At 32.1% G+C, this 23,321-nt stretch carries 24 protein-coding genes; 7 read left to right on the top strand and 17 right to left on the bottom strand.

Annotation, left to right across the window (positions count from 1 at the left end; genetic code table 11):
* The first annotated feature begins 24 nt into the window (after nt 1-24).
* Nucleotides 25-2,658 (top strand): valine--tRNA ligase, encoded by a 2,634-nt coding sequence (locus ABD077_RS15650; protein WP_343913193.1) that lies wholly within the window; start codon nt 25-27, stop codon nt 2,656-2,658.
* A 59-nt stretch (nt 2,659-2,717) separates the two neighbouring features.
* Here ABD077_RS15650 and ABD077_RS15655 read toward each other — a convergent pair whose 3' ends face one another.
* From ABD077_RS15655 to rsfS, 6 genes are all read right to left on the bottom strand, one after another.
* Complete coding sequence (locus ABD077_RS15655; RefSeq protein ID WP_343913194.1) at nt 2,718-2,987, bottom strand: acyl-CoA-binding protein; 270 nt, start codon at nt 2,985-2,987, stop codon at nt 2,718-2,720.
* A gap of 2 nt (nt 2,988-2,989) precedes the next feature.
* Entirely contained in the window at nt 2,990-3,637 is a 648-nt protein-coding gene (locus ABD077_RS15660) for a phosphatidylserine decarboxylase family protein (protein ID WP_299611043.1), read from the bottom strand.
* Entirely contained in the window at nt 3,627-4,436 is an 810-nt protein-coding gene (locus tag ABD077_RS15665; protein ID WP_343913195.1) for a phosphatidate cytidylyltransferase, read from the bottom strand. The genes ABD077_RS15660 and ABD077_RS15665 overlap by 11 nt, the downstream gene beginning before the upstream one ends.
* Before the next feature lies 1 nt (nt 4,437).
* On the bottom strand, nt 4,438-5,049 hold the full coding sequence (locus ABD077_RS15670; RefSeq protein ID WP_299611039.1) for an LUD domain-containing protein: 612 nt from the start codon (nt 5,047-5,049) through the stop codon (nt 4,438-4,440).
* A gap of 119 nt (nt 5,050-5,168) precedes the next feature.
* On the bottom strand, nt 5,169-7,118 hold the full coding sequence (gene ftsH / locus ABD077_RS15675) for an ATP-dependent zinc metalloprotease FtsH (protein WP_343913196.1): 1,950 nt from the start codon (nt 7,116-7,118) through the stop codon (nt 5,169-5,171).
* A gap of 11 nt (nt 7,119-7,129) precedes the next feature.
* The gene (gene rsfS, locus ABD077_RS15680) at nt 7,130-7,501 is read right to left on the bottom strand and encodes a ribosome silencing factor (protein ID WP_299611034.1); all 372 of its coding nucleotides are present in this window, start codon (nt 7,499-7,501) and stop codon (nt 7,130-7,132) included.
* Nucleotides 7,502-7,591: 90 nt separating this feature from the next.
* Between rsfS and ABD077_RS15685 the strand changes: the two genes are divergently transcribed.
* Nucleotides 7,592-8,323, top strand: a complete 732-nt coding sequence (locus tag ABD077_RS15685) for a biotin--[acetyl-CoA-carboxylase] ligase (protein ID WP_343913197.1) — start codon at nt 7,592-7,594, stop codon at nt 8,321-8,323.
* A gap of 15 nt (nt 8,324-8,338) precedes the next feature.
* On the opposite strand, the gene ABD077_RS15690 is transcribed toward ABD077_RS15685, so the two are convergent.
* Both ABD077_RS15690 and pyrE read right to left on the bottom strand, forming a co-directional pair.
* The gene (locus ABD077_RS15690) at nt 8,339-8,731 is read right to left on the bottom strand and encodes an SRPBCC family protein (RefSeq protein ID WP_343913198.1); all 393 of its coding nucleotides are present in this window, start codon (nt 8,729-8,731) and stop codon (nt 8,339-8,341) included.
* A gap of 13 nt (nt 8,732-8,744) precedes the next feature.
* On the bottom strand, nt 8,745-9,386 hold the full coding sequence (pyrE, locus tag ABD077_RS15695) for an orotate phosphoribosyltransferase (RefSeq protein WP_343913199.1): 642 nt from the start codon (nt 9,384-9,386) through the stop codon (nt 8,745-8,747).
* Between the two features lie 8 nt (nt 9,387-9,394).
* Here pyrE and ABD077_RS15700 point away from each other — a divergent pair, with 8 nt between their 5' ends.
* Nucleotides 9,395-10,003 (top strand): NUDIX hydrolase, encoded by a 609-nt coding sequence (locus tag ABD077_RS15700; RefSeq protein ID WP_343913200.1) that lies wholly within the window; start codon nt 9,395-9,397, stop codon nt 10,001-10,003.
* Between the two features lie 51 nt (nt 10,004-10,054).
* The gene (locus ABD077_RS15705; RefSeq protein ID WP_343913201.1) at nt 10,055-11,026 is read left to right on the top strand and encodes a hypothetical protein; all 972 of its coding nucleotides are present in this window, start codon (nt 10,055-10,057) and stop codon (nt 11,024-11,026) included.
* 51 nt (nt 11,027-11,077) lie between these two features.
* Here the strand turns inward: ABD077_RS15705 and ABD077_RS15710 are convergent, their stop codons facing one another.
* The 7 genes from ABD077_RS15710 to ABD077_RS15740 form a co-directional block, all read right to left on the bottom strand.
* Nucleotides 11,078-12,139, bottom strand: coding sequence for a DUF4056 domain-containing protein (locus ABD077_RS15710; RefSeq protein WP_343913202.1), 1,062 nt, complete (start codon nt 12,137-12,139; stop codon nt 11,078-11,080).
* A 57-nt stretch (nt 12,140-12,196) separates the two neighbouring features.
* Complete coding sequence (locus ABD077_RS15715; RefSeq protein WP_343913203.1) at nt 12,197-12,952, bottom strand: tetratricopeptide repeat protein; 756 nt, start codon at nt 12,950-12,952, stop codon at nt 12,197-12,199.
* The gene (locus tag ABD077_RS15720) at nt 12,919-14,022 is read right to left on the bottom strand and encodes a glycosyltransferase family 2 protein (protein WP_343913204.1); all 1,104 of its coding nucleotides are present in this window, start codon (nt 14,020-14,022) and stop codon (nt 12,919-12,921) included. Before ABD077_RS15720 ends, ABD077_RS15715 begins: the two co-directional genes overlap by 34 nt.
* Nucleotides 14,019-14,639: a 1-acyl-sn-glycerol-3-phosphate acyltransferase gene (locus ABD077_RS15725; protein ID WP_343913205.1), complete on the bottom strand. Its 621-nt coding sequence runs from the start codon at nt 14,637-14,639 to the stop codon at nt 14,019-14,021. The genes ABD077_RS15720 and ABD077_RS15725 overlap by 4 nt, the downstream gene beginning before the upstream one ends.
* Nucleotides 14,636-15,295: a carotenoid biosynthesis protein gene (locus ABD077_RS15730; RefSeq protein ID WP_343913206.1), complete on the bottom strand. Its 660-nt coding sequence runs from the start codon at nt 15,293-15,295 to the stop codon at nt 14,636-14,638. The genes ABD077_RS15725 and ABD077_RS15730 overlap by 4 nt, the downstream gene beginning before the upstream one ends.
* A 117-nt stretch (nt 15,296-15,412) precedes the next feature.
* A complete protein-coding gene (locus tag ABD077_RS15735; RefSeq protein WP_343913207.1) occupies nt 15,413-16,102 on the bottom strand; it encodes a lycopene cyclase domain-containing protein in 690 nt (229 codons plus the stop codon).
* A gap of 21 nt (nt 16,103-16,123) precedes the next feature.
* Entirely contained in the window at nt 16,124-16,960 is an 837-nt protein-coding gene (locus ABD077_RS15740; RefSeq protein ID WP_343913208.1) for a phytoene/squalene synthase family protein, read from the bottom strand.
* 394 nt (nt 16,961-17,354) lie between these two features.
* Here ABD077_RS15740 and ABD077_RS15745 point away from each other — a divergent pair, with 394 nt between their 5' ends.
* Complete coding sequence (locus ABD077_RS15745) at nt 17,355-18,272, top strand: hypothetical protein (protein ID WP_343913209.1); 918 nt, start codon at nt 17,355-17,357, stop codon at nt 18,270-18,272.
* The gene (locus ABD077_RS15750) at nt 18,269-18,949 is read left to right on the top strand and encodes an ABC transporter ATP-binding protein (protein ID WP_343913210.1); all 681 of its coding nucleotides are present in this window, start codon (nt 18,269-18,271) and stop codon (nt 18,947-18,949) included. The genes ABD077_RS15745 and ABD077_RS15750 overlap by 4 nt, the downstream gene beginning before the upstream one ends.
* Before the next feature lie 8 nt (nt 18,950-18,957).
* Here the strand turns inward: ABD077_RS15750 and ABD077_RS15755 are convergent, their stop codons facing one another.
* Nucleotides 18,958-20,703 carry a M14 family metallopeptidase gene (locus tag ABD077_RS15755; protein ID WP_343913211.1) on the bottom strand — a complete coding sequence of 582 codons (1,746 nt, stop codon included), beginning with the start codon at nt 20,701-20,703 and terminating at the stop codon, nt 18,958-18,960.
* A gap of 151 nt (nt 20,704-20,854) precedes the next feature.
* Between ABD077_RS15755 and ABD077_RS15760 the strand changes: the two genes are divergently transcribed.
* Nucleotides 20,855-22,453 (top strand): SulP family inorganic anion transporter, encoded by a 1,599-nt coding sequence (locus ABD077_RS15760; protein WP_343913212.1) that lies wholly within the window; start codon nt 20,855-20,857, stop codon nt 22,451-22,453.
* Between the two features lie 11 nt (nt 22,454-22,464).
* Here the strand turns inward: ABD077_RS15760 and ABD077_RS15765 are convergent, their stop codons facing one another.
* Nucleotides 22,465-23,286, bottom strand: a complete 822-nt coding sequence (locus ABD077_RS15765; protein WP_299903271.1) for a class I SAM-dependent methyltransferase — start codon at nt 23,284-23,286, stop codon at nt 22,465-22,467.
* Nucleotides 23,287-23,321: the final 35 nt, after the last annotated feature.

A 23,321-nucleotide genomic window follows, 5' to 3' on the forward strand; every position in this document is an offset into this window, starting at 1 on the left:
AAAATCCAAAAATCGGACCAAACTATGGCGTTAGCAGGAAAATATGATGCAAAATCAGTAGAAGAAAAGTGGTATAACTACTGGATGGAGAATAATTATTTCCATTCTGAAGTTGATGAAAGAGAAGCGTACACGATTGTTATTCCTCCGCCAAACGTCACAGGTGTATTGCATATGGGACATATGCTAAATAATACGATACAGGATGTTTTGATTCGAAGAGCTCGTCTGAAAGGGTATAATGCATGTTGGGTGCCAGGAACAGATCATGCTTCGATTGCTACTGAAGCTAAAGTCGTGGCTAAACTAAAAGAGCAGGGAATTAATAAAAATGATCTTACTAGAGAAGAATTCTTAGAGCATGCTTGGGAATGGACACATAAACATGGCGGAATTATATTAGAGCAGTTAAAAAAACTTGGAGCCTCTTGTGATTGGGAGCGAACTGCTTTTACTATGGATGACAATTTGTCGCAATCCGTAATCAAAGTATTTGTGGATTTATTTAATAAAGGACTTATCTATCGTGGATATCGAATGGTTAATTGGGATCCAGAAGCAAAAACAACACTATCCGATGAAGAGGTTATTTATGAAGAAAAACAAGGAAATCTTTATTATTTAAACTATAAAATAGAAGGAAGTGATGATGTGTTAACAATTGCGACTACTCGACCAGAAACTATTATGGGAGATACTGCAATTTGTATCAATCCAAATGATGAAAGATTTACACATCTAAAAGGTAAAAAAGCAATAGTACCTATCGCTAATAGAACAATTCCGATCATAGAAGATGAATATGTAGATATGGAATTTGGTACAGGATGTCTTAAGGTGACACCTGCTCATGATCAGAATGATAAAGTTTTAGGAGATAAACATTCTCTAGAAGTAATTGATATTTTTAATGATGATGCAACTTTAAATTCTTTTGGACTTCATTATGAAGGAAAAGATCGATTTGTAGTTAGAAAGGAGATTGTAAAAGAACTAGAGCAGCTAGGAGTGCTTGAAAAAGTAGAAACACACCTTAATAAAGTAGGAACAAGTGAACGTACCAAAGCTGTTATCGAGCCTAAACTTAGTGATCAGTGGTTTTTAAAAATGGAAGGTTTGGCTAAACCTGCTTTAGATGCTGTTCTAAATAAAGATGTTAATCTGGTTCCAGAAAAGTTTATCAATACCTATCGCCATTGGATGGAGAATGTTAGAGATTGGAATATCTCAAGACAATTATGGTGGGGACATCAAATTCCGGCATATTTCTATGGATATGGAAAAGAAGATTTTGTAGTCGCTGAAACCAAACAAGAAGCTCTTGTATTAGCGAAAGAAAAAACAGGAAACACTGGATTAACAGAAGATGACTTACAGCAAGATCCTGATGCATTAGATACCTGGTTCTCTTCTTGGTTATGGCCAATGAGTGTGTTTAACGGAATTTTAGAACCAGAAAATGAAGAAATAAATTATTATTATCCAACAAATGATTTAGTTACTGGTCCTGATATTATTTTCTTTTGGGTAGCCAGAATGATTGTTGCGGGGTATCATTATAAAGAACAAAAACCTTTTTCTAATGTTTATTTTACTGGAATTGTAAGAGATAAACAAAGACGTAAAATGTCAAAGCAATTGGGTAATTCTCCAGATGCTTTAAAGTTAATTGATGAATATGGAGCGGACGGAGTTCGTGTAGGACTATTACTTAGTGCACCGGCAGGAAACGATTTGATGTTTGATGAAGACCTTTGTGATCAGGGAAGAAAATCATTTGTAAATAAGATCTATAGTTCTTTTAATTTAGTTAGTGGATGGGAAGTGGATAGTTCTATCGAACAACCAGAAGCTTCTAAAGTGGCTATACAATGGTATAAGTCTAAATTTCAAAAGGCATTAGTAGAATTAGAGGATGCGTACACCAAGTATCGAATTAGCGATGCGTTAATGATTACGTATAAATTGATTAGAGATGATTTTAGTAGTTGGTTATTAGAAATGGTGAAACCGGCTTATCAAAGTCCTATTGATGCTAAAACTTATAAGGAGATTATTGAGATTTTTGAGGATAATCTAAAAATCTCGCATCCGTTTGTACCTTTTATTTCAGAAGAGATTTGGCAACAAATAGCTGACAGAACTAAAGAGGAAGCATTGATTGTTTCTAGTTGGCCTATTATTACTTCGGTTGATGAAGAGTTGATTGCGGCCTTTGATTTTGCGAGTGATGTGATTTCTGGTATTAGAACTATACGTAAAGAAAAGAATATTTCTTTTAAAGAAACTATAGAATTATCAGTTTTAAATAGTGAAAATAGTACAAAAACTTTTGATTCTGTAATTTCTAAACTTGGTAACATCGAGGCATTATCTTATGTAGATGCTAAAGTAGATGGGGCTCTTTCTTTTAGAGTAAAATCAAATGAATATTTTATTCCTATTTCTGGTGCGGTAAACGTAGAGGATGAGATTAAGAAATTAACAGAAGAACTAGCATATACTGAAGGGTTTTTAAAATCTGTACAGAAAAAACTTCAGAATGAGCGTTTTGTTAATAATGCTCCAGAGAAGGTGATTGCTAATGAACGTAAAAAAGAGGCGGATGCAGAAGCTAAAATAGCTACCTTAAAGGCAAGTCTTTCAGGACTTCAATAGTAGGGATTAGCGGTATGTATATCATAGAAAAAGGCTTTGATGTTATATCAAAGCCTTTTTTATACATCTGTAATATGCTTATTGACTAGTTCTATATATTTAAATTTTGCTTCTTCTGAAGTAAGGTTTTTTACCTGAAAGAGCGCATTGAGTTTGAAGGCGTTTCTTAATTCGCTATCTCCAGATGGTGTGTAAAAACCTTCTGTATGGGTTGCGTGTTTATAGTATGCGTAAAAATGAAGCATTACATCAGGAGGTAATTCAATTTTTGTGTTACAGGCTTTCTCAAAAGCCTTTTGGAAAGCAATATTTAATTCCTCGCTGGTCATACTTATACATTGGCGATAATACTTTCGCCACCTCTTACTTTTTGATTTAAGGAAACGTTTACTTCTGTTCCTACAGGTAGATAAACATCTACTCTGGATCCAAATTTTATAAAACCACTATCGGATCCCTGTACAACTTTTTCGCCTTCCTCTGCATAATTTACAATTCTTTTTGCAAGTGCGCCAGCAATCTGTCTATAAAGCACTTCTACAAAATTGTTTTTTACCACTACAGTCGTGCGTTCATTTTCTTCAGACGCTTTTGGATGCCAGGCAACAAGGTATTTTCCAGGATGGTATTTACTAAATGCTACTTTTCCATTAATCGGGTGTCTAGTTACATGAACGTTTATAGGAGACATAAAGATCGATACCTGTAGTCTATTTTCTTTAAAGTATTCCTTTTCGAATACTTCTTCAATGACAACCACTTTTCCATCTACCGGAGCAACAACTGTATTGTCATTAATATCCGTATGTCTTTTTGGATTTCGAAAAAATTGCAGTATTAATATTAAAAACACTAATGTTACTGCAAATATGGCAATAATCCATTGGTCTATTTGAATTGCAACATAAGATGCTGCATTAATGCCTAGAAAAAGTACTATGGCTACTGCTATGATTTTATAACCTTCTTTATGAAACATGGTTTAATATTTGTAAAAATGCGTATAAAAATGGACTTGCAAATATAATACTATCTAAACGATCAAAAATACCACCATGACCTGGCATTATTGAACCGCTATCTTTTACTCCAGCTTGTCTTTTGAACTTAGATTGTATAAGGTCTCCTAGTGTACCAAAAATACTCATTATTATGCTTATAATCAACCAAAGATAGATAGATAAGGTGTCAGAGAATATAGCAATTAAATAACCAGCTATTAGTGTGAAAATGAAACCGCCGATAAAACCTTCAATTGTTTTTTTAGGAGATATTCGTTCTAGTAATTTATGTTTTCCAAAGTTTTTCCCAACTAAATAGGCAAAAGTATCATTAGTCCATATCATTAGTAAAGGCCCCACAATCATAATTGGGTTGTATATACCATCATAAGAGGGTATAAGAGTAAGGAAAACAATGGACGTAATAAGATAAAATATACTTGTAAAATATTTTCTTTTCTCGAACATAGGAATGATCCTAATGGTGATAAGATCTCTAACCAAGAATAGTTGAGTTATTATGGTAAGCCCCAAAACAATTAAAGGGACCCATATTGGAATTTTCAAAGCAGGAATATGAAATAATAAAAGAAAACCAATAAACACAAGATATAACCAAGTGTTTTTTAAATGAATTAATTTTTGAAATTCATATAAGCAGATAATCCCAAAGATTACGAATACTCCAATGAAGGTATATTGAGAAACGAAAATAGAAATTAATAATAACGAGATATATAAAAAACCCGATAAAGACCTTGTGAGTATTTCCTTCATATTATAAATCTTCCAACAGCAGCAAATATAGATTTTTTGAGCTACTTCCGTAACTTAAGAAGTCTTTTTCTTTTTGCGGTTCGAAGTTTTTTATGGTAGTGATATTAGAAGGAATAGCATTTTTATTTTTCTCTTTTATTCCTTTTAAACCTTCGCCAATACTATTAACTAATTGACTTGTTGATGCTAGTATTATAAAATCATCTGGTAATTCTGTTAGTTTCTTTTCTCTAAGCTGATTAGAGGAAACTAGAATTGCGCCACTATCTGCAATCAAATATTCACAAGTGGCGAAAAAAAATGAAGCGGGCGATTTCTTGATATAATTGAGGTTAAATCCTGAAAATTTATGTTCTAATCCAATATCAAAACAGCAAACATCTTTTTCATACCAATCATTTTCTAAAAGGATCTTGTCAAAAGAATCAAGAACTTCATCATCACTATCGCAATAAAGGAATTTACCACCATTCCTTTTAAAATTTATCATAAAGCTTTCATCAACAGGTAGGTTGATTTCAGGCATATATTTACTGCGATCTTCAGCATGTCGCTCCTTACTCTTTTGGTCTGATTTAGATTTCGAGGAAAATAATCTTCTAAATAGACTCATTTTTAGATGTGATAGGGGATTTACGGGTTAACATTACTTTCAAAGATAAAAAAATCTTAACCTAATACTCTTATTAGATTAAGATTTTTTTAATTTACTTGTAAAAAAACGATCTCTTTCTAAGAAGGTTCAATGATCGTTTCTTCTTTTTTGTCGAACGGACGTTTACCAAAAATTTTCTCTAGGTTGTCCTTAAAAATAACTTCTTTCTCTAACAATACTTCTGCTAGTTCGGTAAGTTTATCCTTGTTTTTTTCTAACAATTCAATAGCACGCTGATATTGCTCTTCAATGATGTTTGAAATTTCTTTATCAATCAACTCGCTAGTTTGCTCACTATAAGGTTTTGTGAAACCATATTCGTTTTGACCTGAAGAGTCATAATATGTAAGGTTTCCTATTTTATCATTAAGTCCATAAATAGTAACCATGGCTCTGGCTTGTTTTGTAACCTTTTCTAAATCACTTAACGCACCTGTAGAAATTTCATTGAAGATAACTTTTTCAGCAGCACGTCCTCCTAAAGTTGCACACATTTCATCTAGCATTTGATTTGGTCTTACGATCAATCTTTCCTCAGGTAGATACCATGCAGCTCCTAGCGATTGTCCTCTCGGCACAATGGTTACTTTTACTAAAGGTGCAGCATGTTCTAACATCCAGCTTACTGTAGCATGTCCCGCTTCATGAAATGCAATTGCGCGTTTTTCCGCTGGAGTAATAATTTTATTCTTCTTTTCTAAACCACCAACAATTCTATCTACTGCATCTAGGAAGTCTTGTTTGCCAACAGCTTTATTTCCTTTACGAGCAGCTATAAGGGCTGCTTCGTTACAAACATTCGCAATATCCGCTCCAGAAAATCCTGGAGTTTGTTTAGACAAAAAGTCTGTGTCTAATTCATCTTCCTTTTTAAGAGGTTTAAGATGAACTTCAAAAATTTCTTTACGCTCTCGAACATCTGGAAGATCTACATAAATCTGTCTATCGAATCGACCAGCACGCATTAACGCCTTATCTAATACATCTGCACGGTTGGTAGCAGCAATTACAATTACATTAGTATTGGTTCCGAAACCGTCCATTTCGGTAAGAAGTTGATTCAACGTGTTTTCTCTTTCGTCGTTAGATCCCGAGAAATTACTTTTACCTCTAGCTCTACCAATGGCATCTATTTCATCAATAAAAATGATAGCTGGTGATTTTTCTTTGGCTTGCTTAAATAAGTCACGTACTCTCGACGCACCGACACCCACAAACATTTCTACAAAGTCAGAACCAGATAATGAGAAGAAAGGTACTTTAGCTTCACCGGCAACGGCTTTTGCTAATAATGTTTTTCCTGTTCCTGGAGGTCCTACTAATAATGCTCCTTTTGGAATTTTTCCCCCAAGAGAGGTGTATTTTTCAGGGTTTTTAAGGAAATCAACGATTTCTTGTACTTCTTCTTTTGCTCCTTCTAATCCAGCTACATTTTCGAATGAAACTTTAACGTCTGTATTTTGATCAAAAAGTTTTGCTTTGGATTTACCAATATTGAATATCTGACCACCAGCGCCTCCACCAGCACCTCCACTCATTCTTCTCATGATAAATATCCAAACACCAATGATTAAAGCAAACGGAAGTAAAGTGATAAATATATCTCCCCACATATTACTTTCTGTATCATATCCTACTTCCGTGGAAAGATTGTTCTCACTTTTTATCCTAGAAATTTCATTCTCAAAATTTTGAAGATCACCGAATTCAAATTCATAATCAGGATCATTTGGGCTTGCTGGCAAAAATGAATTTCTTTTGTTCTTCGTGTGTTTATCTTGATTTTTTGCCTCCTGTGTAAGATATACTCTGGCAAGTCTTCGATTAGTAATAATAACTATTTTCTCTACTTCTCCATTACTCAAGAAATTATTAAAATCAGAAGTGGATGTTTCTGGAGCGGATCCCATACTTCCTCCACCTAAAAAATTTAATGCTAAAAATCCAACGATTATTACACCATAAATCCAATATGCGCTAAACTTTGGTTTTTTATTCGAGTCCATTTTTTTATTGTCTTTAGCCATTTACGCCTTTTTTAATAGTTTGTTTCGATAGTTGTTGTTTTCGCATCTCCCCATAAACTCTCTATGTCATAAAATTCTCTGATGTGTTTTTGGAAAACATGGACAACTACATTTACATAATCAATCAATACCCACTCTGCATTTTCTCCACCTTCTACGTGCCAAGGTTTATCTTTTATAGATTTGCTTACCGTTTTTTGAATGGAATTAACAATGGCATTGACCTGAGTATTAGAAGTACCGTTGCAAATAACAAAATAACTACAAACTGTATTTTCAATTTCTCTTAAGTCTAAAATGGTAATATCATTACCCTTTACTTCTTCAATACCTTTGATTATATGAGTTATTAGTTGATCAGTACCGATTTCTTTTTTAGTCATGCATTTTTTTTAATTTGTGTAAAGTTATTACTTTTTATGTTTATATGTTTGCATTTGCAGACATTTGTAAAAAATTTCACACTGTTATTTATGCATATAATCAAAGTTGATGCCATTGACTCTACAAATATTTTTCTTCGAGATATGAATCGAGAAAAGTCTTTGGATAAACCTGTTTGTGTTGTAGCACATGAGCAGCTACAAGGCAAGGGTCAGATGGGGACTACTTGGCAAAGTAATCCGGGAGAAAACCTTACCTGCAGTGTGTTTATGCCTATTAATGACCTAGATATTGTTCATCAATTTTATGTATCTATGGTGGTTTCTATTAGTGTTTACGAAACTTTAGAATCTTTATTACTGCCAAAACTGTCTATAAAATGGCCAAACGACATTCTGTCAGATAGGTCCAAGATATGTGGTATATTGATAGAGAATATGGTTAATAATGGCAGGCTAAAAGGTGTGATTGTTGGTATTGGAATTAATGTGAATCAGCAGCATTTTGATAATCTTCCTCTGGCATCATCCTTAAAACAAATTCTAGGTAAACATTTTGAGCTAGATGAAGTGTTGTCTATTCTTTTGGAAAAGTTACAAAGTAGATTTGCAATACTAACTCCAGCTAATTTTTCATTTATTAAAAAAACATACGAGTCGTTGTTGTTTAGAAAAAATAAACCCTCAACATTTATGGATGTCAAGGGTAATTCGTTTGTGGGTATTATTAAAGATATAACTACAGCCGGAAAACTTCAAATTCTTTTAGAAGATGAAATTATTCGAAGTTTTGATCTTAAAGAAGTAAAGCTTCTTTATTGATCAACAATCTTAAAACTATAATTTACCTATGTTTTCGCTTAGCGTATTGATAAAATTTTGAATAGGATTTTTTATCATCATTCCCATCATAGCGTTAAATTGCCCTTCAAATACTAATTGAGTAGTGCTTTTTCCTTCTCCTACATCAGTAATATTAGCAGTAAGTGTAAAAGGGAGTTTGTCGCTAGCCGCTCCAAGAACAACAGTTGTAGGAGCAGTGTTACTTTTTTGTTCTAATACGATTTCTGGCATTCCTTTTAATTGAAAAAGAAATCTTGAATCGTTTAATTTTTCGAATTTTTGTTTGCTTTCTGGCATAAGTTCTTCAAAATTTTCAACTTTCGTCAAAAAATCAAAAACTTCTTGTTGAGTTTTTTCTACAGTAACTGTAGGGCTTTCTAGATTCATCGAGATTAAAAATTTATTGATTCCACTCTGCTGGATTTACTCTCCAGTTTTGTAGTGTTTTTTGTTGTTCTTCTGTAATGTAGTTTGTGTCCAAAGCTTGTTCCAGAAGATTTTCATAATTACTTAAGGTGTGCAAAGATAATGCCGCATCTTCAAAGTTCTGAGATGCTATATCAAAACCATAGTTGAAAATAGCTACCATTCCTTTAACATTGGCATTTACCTCTTTAAGAGCTTTTACTGCATTTAAACTACTTTTTCCTGTGCTGATAAGGTCTTCAACTACTACCACATTTTTGCCAGACGGCACAATTCCTTCAATTTGATTTTTTCTACCATGTTTTTTAGCCTCAGGTCGAACGTAGATGAATGGAAGGTTTAAGTAATCAGCTACAAGCATTCCTATTCCTATTGCTCCTGTAGCAACCCCAGCAATAACATCTGGTTTTCCGTATTTTTCTTCAATAAACTTTGCAAGATGTTCTCTTAAAAAGTTACGAATAACAGGATAAGAAAGAGTCACACGATTATCACAATAGATAGGAGATTTCCATCCAGAAGCCCATGTAAAAGGTTCTTGTGGTTGTAATTTAATTGCATTAATTTGCAATAGTAGTTCAGCAGTTTTTTTTGCTGTATTTTTGTCAAAAATCATAGTTGCAAATGTATAAAGTTTTTGTGAATAATACGCCTATTATTCTGTCCACAAAAAAGGGAATTGAGGATTATAAAACAATTCATATTAAAGATGTGGAATTTCCTGAAATTATTAGAGATATTTTGCATAAAGAAGATAAAGGTAGAGAGGCAAAATATCATTTCTATCATAAAAGTGAAGAAAAACTTTTGGAACATTTGTATGCAAAACTTCCAGTAGTTGTCGCAGGAGGAGGAAAGGTATATAATTCTAAAAAAGAGGTTTTATTTATTCATAGAAATGGGAAGTGGGATTTACCGAAAGGTAAAGCAGAGAAGAAAGAAGATATGGAAACTACCGCCATTAGAGAAGTAGAAGAGGAAACCGGAGTTACAGGATTAGAGATTACCAAATTCTTGTACAAAACCTATCACATCTTTAAAAGGAACGGAGAATTTAGACTTAAAGTTACTTATTGGTTTGAGATGAAAACTGAATATGATGGAGTCCTAACACCCCAAAAGAATGAAGGTATTATGAAAGTGAAGTGGAAAGATGCTAAAAAAGCGAAAAAGGCTTTAAAGGATTCTTACGCAAATATCAAACAATTGTTTTCTCACGAATACTTATCATAAAATAATAATCAATATATGAGAGGCTGTTTTACACATATATTGTTTTTTTTTATGATACATGTGTTTGCTCAATCTCATAAAGAATATACTCCGATTATAGAAGATTTTAATAAGGATGGTGTTAAAGATACTTTGTATGCGATTTATGATGGGGGAAGTAATTTTGGGGGAACAGATGTAAAACTTATTAATGGTAAAAATGCTGAGACCTATGAGCTTAGTAATTTTGGTTGTTTTTGTGCTATGACGACATTGCATTGGATTCCAGATGCGTTACAGAAACCTGAAAATCAATCGTTCTTGTCAGCTATTCAAAAAAGATTGTTTCCAATAGTACAAGAAGTTGCTGACCCTTCTTTAGAATGGATAATCAAAGGAAAATCTTCCAATCGAAAATTGTCTAAAAATAAATATTTTGACCTTATTATTTATCCAGATATCCCTTGGAATAGTGCTCCAATAGTTATTCCTAAAGATAATTACAGTATGATTTTGGATAAAGATATGATTAATATACTTTTTTCTGAAGAAATAAAATTATCTGAAAACAATATTCCAGAAGTAAAAAAAGGTTTTTTGTCTTATTGTGGAGGATGTCATCAAATGAACGAATCTTCTCCAAAGTTAGTAACTAAAAATGATCTGTATGAGGTTTTTAAAACATCGCATGGAGTTTATGTAAGGAAAAAAGATTTACAAAAATGGATTTTGGTAAATGAGATTAATCTAACCGGGAGTGTTGGTAAATTAAGATGGGATTCTATTAAAAAAGTAGTATTGATAGATGCTTATTTAGTAATCCAGTTTTCTGGTGCTCCAGATTATTTTGATACAATATTTGTGGGTAATATCGAAACAGGAATGATTGGAAGGTTAAAATACCTGTACAGAGATAATACCAAAGATTATCAGAATATATTGGTTAAAGATCAAATGATTCGCTACGTGGATGAAGAGGAAGAAGAATCCTTTTTTCTAAATGCTAAAGAGGTTTTTGAAGAGTTGGATAGTTTAGAGGAATAATGATATTTGAGTTACTATTTTATGTGTTCTAATTTATACTAGAAAAGAGAACTATTTTTGAAGAATTTCTTTTTTTTCTACTAAAACGCTTTGTTCTTTAATTTGAATTTCTTGGCTGATTTTATCCAATAATACGCTAAAATCATTCTGATTGATAATGCTATTTTTTCGATTAGGAAAAATCTCTTCCATGGGGATTTTACGATTAAGATCAATAGTGAATTCATAAAAATTAGTAAGTAATTCTCCTTTTGTGTTTAAAATAGGTACATCTAATACAATCGGTTCATTATCACTGTTAGTATAGCTTGATACGATCCAAGGATTGCTAGATTTAAGAACATTAAGATCTCTCTTTAATGTAATTTTAGCGCTAGGGATCCGTTTTTTATTGGTATACCATATGTTGTTAATGGCATTGTATGCGTCATAGGTTTCTTTTGCAGTTTTTACAGCACCTAAACTATCTAATGTAGATTTGATAATTTCTGTAGCTGCTTGATTAAACGGTTTTTCTGAATGCAAAGTTTTCATTCCTATGTGTATTCCAAGTAAATTTGAATATACGTCTTCAACGGAAAAACTTGAGAATTTTTCTGATATGAGAGGAACTGTTGATGCTCCAAACCAAGTCGAGATTTCGTGCCATAAAGAAAGGTCATATGTTATTTTTCCTGCTAATAGAATGCAATCATCATCATTAAGCTCTTCGGGGATGTTTAAATATAAGGTCTTTCTTCCTGCTTCGTTTCTAAGTGGTAAAATTACTTCTCCTTTCCCTTTACTATCTATAATTAAAGTATATAAATAGCGCGTCCAATCAAGTTGATCTCGTAAGTGCCCAAAATCAATAAATCCTCCCTTAGTACTATAAATAGTACCCGTGCCCTCTTTTTTATATCCCATATAATGATGTTCGTTCAAATCATCAATACTAATTACTTGGTCAATCGAAATGAAAGGGATTCCCCATATTTTTAAATCATAACCGAAAGCACAACAAGCTCTAATGATTCTTGGAGGAGTTTTGTTAAGATTTACTTCTTCTTGGATTCTTTGTGCACTTACATGTAATGGGGTGACTACAAAACTTACTACTATCAGGAGTTTCATATATAGCAGTAATGTTGTTTTACGGGTTGCAAACTTCATAGAACTATATAGTATACATTATAGATTATTGCGTTTCAGCATATCAGGATAAAGTTCATCTTCGACCCACATGAAGTTAGGGAATATCCGCATTATTTTCTCATAACATAGTTTGGCTTGTTGTATTTGATTTGTAGCTTCATATGCTTGTCCTAACATAGTCATAGTATTTATATACATCCAATTATTTACGACTAATCCTTGTTTTTCGAAGCTTTCGACCGCTTTTATATAGTATTTAATTGCTTTTCCTTTATCACCTCCAAAAGCTGATGGGCGATAATACATGGAGTTGCCTTTTTCAATATTTCCTTGGATGTTCTCTGGATCTAGTTTAATAGACTTATCTATATATCTCATACTTTTTGGACCTAAGTAAATAGCTTTCAAGCTTGTGATGCCAATAGTAAATGCAATATAGGCTCCTTTGTAAGCAAGTAAAGTTGGGTTTTCTGGATATTCTTTTAGTAGTTTATCAATGATTTTTTCTGATTTGTCGATGTATTCTTCGGCAGTATCATCTTTTTCAGCACCGATTAACCAAGCTGTATAACCATAGTAATAATTAATAAGTTCCATTTGTTCTTCAAAATTATTTGGATCTACATTGTTTTCACATGAATGCATTAATTGGAACCACTTATCCATTTTACCTCTCGAATACGCTTTATAAATCGGGTCTCGGTAAGGACTTTGTGAAAAGCTTACTTGTATCGAAAACAGTAAAGAAATGATCGTAATTATAGATCTTGTAATATATTTCTGTCTTTCCATATTAGTTTTTTCTGTTTGTTATTGATAAGCCCTTTAATTATAATTAGAAGAAATATAATGTGTTGTGGAAATGCTAAAAGTATGTTTTGAATCACTGATTGCTGGCTAGCCAACATTACAAAAAATCGAATACATACAATACCGACAAGATATGCAGTTAACCACCAGAAACCCATGTATAGATACACGACAAATGGTGCTATGGTGGTTAATACTCCAAAAATAATTGTAACCAAAATACTATTTCCGAAGAACTGAAATATGTTTTTTATGAATCCTTCAATTGCTTCATCTAATCCAACATACATTCTACAAGAAATATCATTGTCTCCCAGTCGTGTATCGCTGGCAAGTCCTTTTTGTTTAAAAAGTCTTATGATGGCTATATCTTCTACTTTATTGGATTTATATCTTTTATGAGGCCATATTTTTTTATAAGTATCTGCTTTAAACATCATAAATTGTCCATTAGCAGCAGAAAAAATTTTGTTCTTTGATCTTCTAATTAAATAAATAGGAAGTATACTTAATAAAACCCAGTTCATTAGTGGTACCGAGACTTTTTCTCCAAAGGATTTTACTATTTGCTTTGGAAATATTGATAGTAAGTGTAATTTGTGTTTCTGAAGATAGCCAATACTACGTTTGATTACGCCTTTTTTTACACTTACATCTGCATCTAAAAATAGTAATATATCGCCGGTTGCGGCTTTTGCTAGTTGATGACATGCATAATTCTTACCTAACCAACCTTTTGGAAGTATATCTCCATTTATGAGTTTAATATTAGGTGTAAGCTCAGTCCAATGTTTAATGATGCTTTCGGTTTTATCAGTGGAATTGTCGTTATAAACGATGATTTCTAGCATTCCATATTCAAATGTAGATAATTGTTCTAATAATCTGCCAATATTATCTTCTTCATTACGAGCAGGTATTAAGATTGAAATTGAGGGTACAGATATTAATGTAGTTGTCTTCGGCAGGTAAGCAAATGAAAGGTAATTAACAAATGCTACTAGCAATCTGATAATCATTAAGGTTATTAAAAAGCAACAAAAATAAATCATTTCACACCTTGTTTTGTAAAACACGCTTTTGCAAAACTATTAAATTCTTGTTCTATATCTTCTGCATTCATAGATGTATTTATAGTTTGTGTTTTATAATAAACATATATATCAGGTTTTAATTTGGTTCCGTATTTGATTAAATTTATATTATACACTAGTTGATAGTCATTGTTTGCGTTTTTTAGAATATGAGTTAGTAATCCTTTTTCAAAAGTAAACTCTCGTGTATAAATACTTTGTATTTTTCCTTGTGGAAAGAATAAAAATAGGTTCTCTTTATCCTGTAACATTTCAACAGCATAATCGAGGCTTTCAATGCTTGATTTTTTGCCCTTACTAATGGAACTAGCACCAATCTTAGTTAATATCATATTTTTTTTTAATTCTTTTTCTAACATCATAAAGTTAAATCTTCGTTTGAAAACTTCAAGATTTAACAAGATGTGTATAAAGCCATCATAAAAAGAGAAATGATTACTAATCATAAGTATAGGGAGTCCTCTTTCCTCATACTGTCCCATGTATTTAACCTTTCCAAAAAAAAATCCAATTAGTACTTTTGTATAATACTTAGAAATTTTCACCCAGAATTTACTATGATTAGCTCGTATCATTTACTATTATAAATATGGTGAATAACTAAAACGATAAAGAATCCGAATTGGATAAAGAATAGCCAACGTGCGGGTCTATTATTTGTATTGATGTTAAATTTTTGAACAGCCCAATTAAATAACAGCGCTAATAAAAACCAAGCGATATAGTTATTTATAGGTGGGTTGTTTTCTGAAAACACCCACATATCTATTAAAGGAGCTACCATTTCAAGTAAGATATCGTATAGCACCATTAATGATGCAGCACCCGCAATAATTAAAGTGTTTTTGGAGGTGTATTTAGAAATAATACCATTAGAAGCGTAAGTCAAAAAAATCCAGTTAAGTCCAATGATAATGGGGACATTAAATACCTTGATGCCAAGTCCCTTGCCATAGGTGTAAATCCCAAATAATTTACCAGTAGTTACACCAAAAATTTCGGCAGAAATACTTAGAATAAAAATACTTGTTAAAACTATAATTGTTTTTGTATTCCACTGTTTGTGATGATAAAAGACAGCCGAAAAAACTAATATTAATGTATATGGTGTAATCTGTATAAAAAGATTGTTAGTAATAGGAGTGAAATATAATATCAAGCCTACACAATAAAAAACTATGAAAGTTATTGGTAGTCCGTCGTTAACTATATATTTGATCGCCCGATTCATTCGCTAACTTTGTTGATGTTTTTCTCTTTATTGTTTACGATAAAAGTATTTTTTTCTAACGCAAGATTAGTCAATTTATCAATTCCAAAATCTATCAAAGCAAGCTTCATACCTTTTTTATCCTTTTTTTGATTTTGTTTCAAAAATCTGAGTTAATACTAATGGTAATAAAAGCAATGAAAAATTATAAAACATATCCTCTAGAGGAATAGAAAGTATACGAATACCTAGAATTGCATCAGGGTTATAATCAAAAACAGCTTGTTCAATTCCTGTGCCTGTCAAGATTCCATTTATAATGAAAAATGGGATTAGTAAAATGGGATATATTGCTAAATAGTACTGTACTATTTCTTTGGCAAAAAAGTAACTGAATAAAAGAACTACTGGTAAAACGAGAAAATTAACAAAAGTATATGTACGACCTATGTTTAATAAAGAGGTTATTACTGATGCTATTACGATCAGAAAGATCAAAATTTTTGTCCATTTCTCACTTAATTTGAATTTTGGAAAATGAAATTTTACTGCATAAAATGAGAATGCACAAGCATAAGGAATAGCAATAAAGAACAAATATTCTTCTAAAGGGAGTTTGTTGATATAGATCCCCGAATTATACATTGGATTAAAAAACCAGCACCCTATATGAGTAAAAATAATATCCCAGAATACAAAAAGTACCATTGTTATTAAAATAGCAGGAAGCAAATATCTCCAACGCTTATAAAGCATAAGGTTTTTCTCAAAACTTAACGCCAGAGGTCCTGCAAGGGAAATGGTGAGAATAATTAAGTAGAGAGACATAGTTTTTGATTTTAATGATTTCTATGCCAGTTTAAGTTTGTTGCTCATATAAATAGATACCAATGTCCATATTTTTGATCTGTTTGGTATTCGAATTCGTTCGGTAAGCAATTTCTCTACAGGAGTATATTCTATTTTTGTTGTAAGCTTAGTATAATACAAATAGGCTGCATACACTCCGTTTTTTGAATTATCTGGTAGTTCCTTAATCCCTTCTAAAGCAATTTTAAAATCTTCATTTATGTATTCAATGATTTTTTTCTTTATGTTTTCAGTTAATTCATTATCCTTTAATATAGGAAAGTAAATTCGGTGTAATTGATTTATATCTTCGTTGATGTCTCTAAGGAAATTTACTTTCTGAAAAGCTGAACCTAAGCTCATAGCTGCAGGTTTTAATGCTTGGTACCTTTCTTCATCACCATTGACAAAAACTTTGAGACACATTAATCCAACTACATCTGCAGACCCGTATATGTACGTCTTAATCTCATCATCAGTAAACTCTTTTTTAGACAAATCACTACGCATGCTTTTTAGAAAGGCTTGAATTAGTTCATCATCAATATTATATTTCCGAACGGTAATTTGAAATGAATTTAATATTGGATTAAGACTTATTCCTTGGTTATAAGCACGATAGTAATCTTGTTCAAAATTGGAAAACAAAGTTTCTTTATCATAATCATGAAATGTATCAACAATTTCATCTGCAAAACGTACAAAACCATAAATACTAAATATGCTATCTCTTATTGATTTATCAAACAGTTTAATACCCATTGAGAATGAAGTACTATAGTTTTGTGTAACAATTTTGCTACACTTAAATGATACATCGTCAAATAAATCCTTCATCTACTCTTTTTTAATTTTTTAGTGTAGTTCCATGTTGATGAAATAGCATTTTTTCATTATTCCAACCAACAACTCTTCACTCTTTTATTATTAATTCCGCAAACTATTTAAGTATTAGAATTTATTCATTCTTAAAGGTTGTTACTTAGTATTTTGATAGGTTACTATTCTCCGCAAAAGTAATCATCTTTTTCAAACTACTCTATTTTTTAAATCTGCAATTAAACTATGCAGAAAAAACAGCTATAATCCGTTATAATTTAAATATTTTAAATCGTCAAAACGCATACATAATAATTTGGAAGTGATGTTAAAAATGAAATAATTAAAAGTAATGTAACAGAAAAGCTCTGAGGATGACTTATATTATAATCTCTATAAGTAAATCTACAATTTGAAATACTACTATCAATTACAATATAGACGAATATATCGTGCTTTTAAAGATTTTGGTACAGAGCCGGTTATTGGATATCCTATTATAGCTTTTCTTTTTGGCTGGATGTCTCTAAGTTTTTTTGATCGAGTTTTATATGCAAATTACATCTATATTTTTATAGCAACAATATTTGCATATAGTCTTACGAATGCCAATCATATAGAATTTCTTAAACAGCATTTTTTGGCTGCTGAATATAGGAAAATCATGATTCTTAATAATCTTATAAAGGTTATTCCGTTTGCGCTTTTGTTGGTTATTAAGGGGTTTTTTATTGAGGTATTTGTATTATGTGTAATAGGTTTTTTAATTTCTTTTCTTAAAAAAGGAAAACGACAAACTATAATAATACCTACTCCTTTTGGAAAAGAGCCTACAGAATTTATCATTGGTTTTCGAAAAACATTTTGGGTTTTCCCGTTGGTTTATGGTTTGGCAGGTATAGCAATGTATAAGGAGAATTATAACCTTGGAATCTTTGCTTTAGTTCTAGTTTTGTTGGTATGTTCTGGGTATTATACAAAACCTGATCCCGCGTATTATATTTGGATATATGATAAAAATCCAAAAGAGTTTTTAAAACACAAAGTTATGCTGGCTTGGAAGAATAGTTTGCTACTGGTTCTTCCCATTTTAATTGTATTAGTTGTTTTTTATGCTAAAGAAACTCATCTTACATTGCTGTTTTTATTAGTAGGTTGGTTGTATTTGATAATGTATGTTTTTATGAAATATGCTTTTGAATATTATGGATTAGGTATATTTCAGGGAATTGTGGGAGCATTATGTTTGTTGTTTCCACCAATAATGATCATCACGATACCATATTTTTATAAAGAAGCTTTACGTAATTTAAATCAATCATTAAAATGATATCTATCAAGTCTTTATCAAAAAACTATAATGATAATGAAGTATTAAAGGATATAAATCTGTCTTTTAATCCAGGAGAGATTCATGGAATAGTTGGAGAAAATGGTGCTGGTAAGACTACACTTTTTAAAGCTATTGCTGGTATCGAAAGTTTTGAAGGAGTTATTGGGTATTCCAAGGGGAATCTTAAAAACGTGATGGGTTTTTTGCAAACAGATCCCTATTTTCTATCTAAGATTACAGGTAAAGAGTATTTAAGATTACTATGTAAAGCTAGAAGTCAAAAAGAGATTGCTATAAGTGAAAAAAATATTTTTGATTTACCATTAGATCAATATGCCGAAACCTATTCTACGGGTATGCAAAAGAAATTGGCATTAACAGGAATTTTAATGCAAAAAAATGATGTTTATATTCTAGATGAACCATTTAATGGTGTTGATATTCATAGCAATACTATTATTAATCAGATATTATTAAAGTTAAAGGAGCTTAATAAGATTATAATCTTGTCATCACATATTTTTTCTACATTATATGATACCTGTGATTATTTACATTACTTAAAAAACGGGAGTATTCTTAGAAGTGCTGATAAATCAGAATTTCAAACTATTGAAAAAGAAATGCAAGGGGCTGGTATTCAGTATAAAATAGATAAGCTTAACTTAAAATAGCCAGTTTCTTATTTGCTAATTCGGTAAATAGGATATCGCATATGTGCTTTTTCATAATTATTAGATTGTTTATGGATCCATTCTAATTGTGCGTACCAATTTTTTGCAAATACAGTATCTTTTTTCTTTTCTTCAAACTGTTGCTTTAAAGTACTATCATTCTCCAATAATTCCAATGCTTTATCTTCCCATACATATGGTGAGAACCCTTCCTTTTGTTGTAGAATAGTATCAAAGAAATTCCAATTAAAGAAAGAATCTGGAGCTTCAGGTTCTAAGGTTTCTAAAATATATCTAAATCCTTTCTGATCTGTAAAAACAATATGATCACCTTCTTTGAATAAGATGGTTTCGACACTTTTGCGAACTTTTGTATTATAATGAAGATAATGTCCTTCATATGGAGCTTTTCTACTTTTGTAGTCGTCAATATGATATACTTCAACAGATATTGTGCTGTCTTTTTCTAAGGTTTTATATGAAATCTGATTAAGATCTAATTTTTCTATAATTGGCCACCATCCTTTTGGAATTACATAGGCTTTTGGTGTTTTGATTGTTGTAGTAGGACTAAAATAATTTTGGTAACGAACTTCTTTAGTATAGGGTTTGTCATCGTAATATTTTAATCGTTTTGCACCCGTAACTTTACTCTCAATATAAGCACTTTCATATCCCTTGAATTTAAAATAAGTAGCTTTCGTTGTGTCTACTTTCCAATTTACTGTATACGTTTCTTGTTTAGGTAAATTGCTAAATGCCTTGGATCGTAAATCTTTTATTTTTTCACCGTCTTTTTCAGTAATGTCAATCATAGATCTCATAAGTTCATAAGTACCTTCGACTCTAGGTTTATATGGTTTAAGCATATGAGTTTCTACCATCATTCCTAGGGTGTTCCACAATGTGGTGTATCCAGTGGAATATCTTGGAGAATCCATAAATTGAGTCCAACCCTTATCTGGAGTAGTACCCCAAACATTTACATAAGGTGTAATGTCCCATTGTTTTTCTTTTAGAAGTGTTTCTAATTGTGGGTGCATCTCTTTGTTTAGATAAGCTCCTAACTCCCCATTTAATTTATTGTGTTGGGTGAAAAGATGTGTTAGCGTGTATTGATAATCGGCTCCATTACTAACATGATTATCTATGAAAACATCAGGTTGTACTAGATGGAATATTTTAGCAAAAGTTTGAGCATTTTTAGTGTCACTTTTGATAAAATCTCGATTCAAATCATAGTTTCTCGAATTTCCTCTGAACCCATATGCTTTTGGGCCGTTTTGATTAGTTCTTGTTCCGGTGTTACGATTCAAAGCACCACCAATATTATAAATAGGAATAGTAACTAAGACGGTGTTTTTAGGAGATTCAATAGTTCCATTTACTATGTCTCTAAAAAGCATCATGGTGGCATCAATACCATCACTTTCTCCAGGATGAATACCGTTATTTATCACTAGAATGCGTTTATGTTGTCTTATTTTTTCAAAATCGAATATCGCTTCCGGGTTTAAAGTAACTATATGCAAAGGATTTCTACTATCCGTCATTCCGATTTTCTGTATGTTGATCTCTGGATAAGCTTTTGCAAGATTTTTATAGTAGGTAATCACTTCTTGATACGTTGGTGTTTCGGTACCATTACTTTTTTCAAAGTTTGTCTTAAAATCGAAGTCTTTTAGGGAGTTTTCTTTGGAAGTGTTACAAGATATAATAGTTAGAATACTGATAATGAGTGTGATGATTCGCATGTGTAGTGTGAGTTAGGCATAAATATACTAAGTTTTACTTTTTTTTGATCTTCTATAACGTTTTAGTTTATTTCTTTCTTCAGATAGCTCTAGATTTTACTTGTTGGGATGTAAAATAACTGTATTTTTGCACCCTCAAAATAAACGGATTATGACTGAGTTTGTACGAAAAAGAGTAGCGAACGCCAAAAATGATATTCTATCTGGATTAACTGTAGCCTTAGCTTTGGTTCCAGAAGCAGTTGCCTTTGCCTTTGTAGCAGGTGTGGACCCCTTAGTTGGTTTGTATGCAGCATTTATGATTGGGTTAATTACTTCTGTTTTTGGAGGTCGTCCTGGTATGATTTCTGGTGCTACAGGAGCATTAGCGGTAGTTATGGTTAACTTAGTTGCCGAAGGGAATGCTATGGGAGCAGAAGGAGAGCAGTTAGGCTTGTATTATCTTTTTGCTACCGTTATTTTGATGGGAATCATTCAAATGTTAGCGGGTGTTTTTAAACTTGGTAAGTTTGTTCGTTTGATACCACATCCTGTAATGATGGGATTCGTAAATGGTTTGGCAATCGTTATTTTCCTTTCTCAGTTGGGAATGTTTAAAGAGTTTGTAGGAGGAGAAAAGGTTTGGATGCAAGGATCCGAATTATTCTTAATGTTAGGGTTAGTAGGATTAACAATGCTAATCATATGGGGATTGCCTAAGATTAAAGCAACAGCCAAATTACCAGAAGCATTGATCGGAATTTTAGTAGTGTCGGCTATTGTAATTTTTGGTAAGTTAGATGTGGCAACTGTAGGTAGTTTTATTAGAGATGGAGGAGGAGAAGGTCTTAAAGGAGGATTACCTCAGTTTCAGTTTGATATTTTTGATAAAGTTCCAATGAATATAGAGACTTTGAAGTTTATTGGTCCTTATGCATTAATCTTAGCAGCTATTGGACTAATAGAATCTCTAATGACTCTGAATCTTATTGATGAATTAACAGAAACTCGTGGAAATTCTAATAGAGAGTGTCTTGCTCAAGGAGGAGCGAACATCATCACAGGTCTTTTTGGAGGTATGGGTGGTTGTGCTATGATCGGGCAATCGATTATTAATATCAAAGGAGGAGGACGTACTCGTTTATCTGGTATTGTAGCGGCAGTAACCTTATTAATGTTTATTTTGTTTGCTTCTGGATTGATAGAGCAAGTGCCTATCGCGGCCTTAGTAGGTGTAATGTTTATGGTGGTTATCGGTACTTTTGCATGGTCTAGTTTTAGAATATTGAATAAGATTCCTTTAACCGATGCTATCGTTTTAATTGCAGTATCATCGCTTACTGTTTTCTTTGATTTGGCAGTAGCTGTAATAGCTGGTGTGATTATGTCTGCATTGGCATTTGCCTGGGAAAATGCTAAAAAGATTCGAGCTCGTAAACATATTAAAGAAGATGGTACAAAGGTATATGAGATATGGGGGCCATTGTTTTTTGGAAGTATTCAGGCATTTAACTCTAAATTTGATGTAGCCAACGACCCAGAAAATGTGGAAATTGATTTTATAGAATCTAGGGTTAGTGACCACTCTGCTTTGGAAGCAATTTTTAATCTTGTGGGTAAATACGAAGAAGCTGGTAAAAAAGTTAGAATTAAACATCTTAGTGAAGAATGCCAAGCATTAATGATTAAAGCGTCTCCAAGATTAGCAAATGTGATAGAGCACGATATTGATGATCCAAGATATCATGTAATGGCCAAGGCAATGAAGTAGGCTATAGTTTGTTAAACCCTCTCCAAAAGATATAAGTGTTCGTTTAGGATTTCATTTGGATCTTCTAATGGGGTATTTGGGGTGTAGATTTTAGATAATTTACATTCATCAGTATGTTCTACTAACCGATATCCTTCAATTTGAGTGTAGTACGATGTGGGTATTGTTTGATGGGCAAAAGAATCATTAGTGTTATTATGACTATCAAAATAGTGTAATAGTCTTTTGTAAACATCTGTATGTTCAATTTCGGGAATGTAGGATACACTACCTACCACATCACCACTTGACTGTATATTTTTAAAAACCGTAAAAAGTTTATCTGTTACTTTTCGATCTAAAAAAAATAACACTCCTTCTAATACAATGAATATAGGTTGTTGGTTGATGAATTTATTTAATTCTGTAATCATGGTTTCTTCAGAATCATGATTAAAATCAAAACTGATGTAGGTTGTATTACGTTCAGGTAATTTTCCTTCTTCGGTCCAAACTTCTATCTGATTCTTTTTGTATTCGATGATATCTTTCTTGTCTATTTCGATAGTATGCACATCAGCGCCTAATAAAAATTGATACATACTAAAACCTGCACCAAAATTAATTAGAACTCCTCCTTTGTTTTTAGAGAAAAAAGATTGTAAGCTTTCATGAAAAAATCTATTTCGTAAGCTATGAAGGATGGATTCATTTGTAGATACGCTATCTAGAATTTCTGGAATAATAGCCTCTGTTTTCGGGTTATTCCATAGTTTGGCATAAATATCCTTACTTACACTTTCGTGATAAGAACGATACGTAGATACGATAAAAGCTGTTTCATGAATTTGCATTCATAAATGTAAGCTTTTTGAATTTTAATTAAAAA

This window comes from Aquimarina litoralis (assembly GCF_039523995.1).
GTDB classification, from domain to species: Bacteria; Bacteroidota; Bacteroidia; order Flavobacteriales; family Flavobacteriaceae; genus Aquimarina; species Aquimarina litoralis.

Bases quoted from the DNA above. Each gene is read 5' to 3' on its own strand.
- ABD077_RS15655 (WP_343913194.1), bottom strand. From the start codon at position 2,987: ATGACCAGCGAGGAATTAAATATTGCTTTCCAAAAGGCTTTTGAGAAA.
- ABD077_RS15650 (WP_343913193.1), top strand. From the start codon at position 25: ATGGCGTTAGCAGGAAAATATGATGCAAAATCAGTAGAAGAAAAGTGG.
- ABD077_RS15725 (WP_343913205.1), bottom strand. From the start codon at position 14,639: ATGATACGAGCTAATCATAGTAAATTCTGGGTGAAAATTTCTAAGTAT.
- ABD077_RS15670 (WP_299611039.1), bottom strand. From the start codon at position 5,049: ATGAGTCTATTTAGAAGATTATTTTCCTCGAAATCTAAATCAGACCAA.
- pyrE (WP_343913199.1), bottom strand. From the start codon at position 9,386: ATGATTTTTGACAAAAATACAGCAAAAAAAACTGCTGAACTACTATTG.
- ABD077_RS15685 (WP_343913197.1), top strand. From the start codon at position 7,592: ATGCATATAATCAAAGTTGATGCCATTGACTCTACAAATATTTTTCTT.
- ABD077_RS15700 (WP_343913200.1), top strand. From the start codon at position 9,395: ATGTATAAAGTTTTTGTGAATAATACGCCTATTATTCTGTCCACAAAA.
- ABD077_RS15755 (WP_343913211.1), bottom strand. From the start codon at position 20,703: ATGCGAATCATCACACTCATTATCAGTATTCTAACTATTATATCTTGT.
- ABD077_RS15735 (WP_343913207.1), bottom strand. From the start codon at position 16,102: ATGTCTCTCTACTTAATTATTCTCACCATTTCCCTTGCAGGACCTCTG.
- ABD077_RS15705 (WP_343913201.1), top strand. From the start codon at position 10,055: ATGATACATGTGTTTGCTCAATCTCATAAAGAATATACTCCGATTATA.
- ftsH (WP_343913196.1), bottom strand. From the start codon at position 7,118: ATGGCTAAAGACAATAAAAAAATGGACTCGAATAAAAAACCAAAGTTT.
- ABD077_RS15750 (WP_343913210.1), top strand. From the start codon at position 18,269: ATGATATCTATCAAGTCTTTATCAAAAAACTATAATGATAATGAAGTA.
- ABD077_RS15660 (WP_299611043.1), bottom strand. From the start codon at position 3,637: ATGTTTCATAAAGAAGGTTATAAAATCATAGCAGTAGCCATAGTACTT.
- ABD077_RS15690 (WP_343913198.1), bottom strand. From the start codon at position 8,731: ATGAATCTAGAAAGCCCTACAGTTACTGTAGAAAAAACTCAACAAGAA.
- ABD077_RS15765 (WP_299903271.1), bottom strand. From the start codon at position 23,286: ATGCAAATTCATGAAACAGCTTTTATCGTATCTACGTATCGTTCTTAT.
- ABD077_RS15720 (WP_343913204.1), bottom strand. From the start codon at position 14,022: ATGATTTATTTTTGTTGCTTTTTAATAACCTTAATGATTATCAGATTG.
- ABD077_RS15730 (WP_343913206.1), bottom strand. From the start codon at position 15,295: ATGAATCGGGCGATCAAATATATAGTTAACGACGGACTACCAATAACT.
- ABD077_RS15715 (WP_343913203.1), bottom strand. From the start codon at position 12,952: ATGGAAAGACAGAAATATATTACAAGATCTATAATTACGATCATTTCT.
- ABD077_RS15740 (WP_343913208.1), bottom strand. From the start codon at position 16,960: ATGAAGGATTTATTTGACGATGTATCATTTAAGTGTAGCAAAATTGTT.
- ABD077_RS15760 (WP_343913212.1), top strand. From the start codon at position 20,855: ATGACTGAGTTTGTACGAAAAAGAGTAGCGAACGCCAAAAATGATATT.
- rsfS (WP_299611034.1), bottom strand. From the start codon at position 7,501: ATGACTAAAAAAGAAATCGGTACTGATCAACTAATAACTCATATAATC.
- ABD077_RS15665 (WP_343913195.1), bottom strand. From the start codon at position 4,436: ATGAAGGAAATACTCACAAGGTCTTTATCGGGTTTTTTATATATCTCG.
- ABD077_RS15710 (WP_343913202.1), bottom strand. From the start codon at position 12,139: ATGAAACTCCTGATAGTAGTAAGTTTTGTAGTCACCCCATTACATGTA.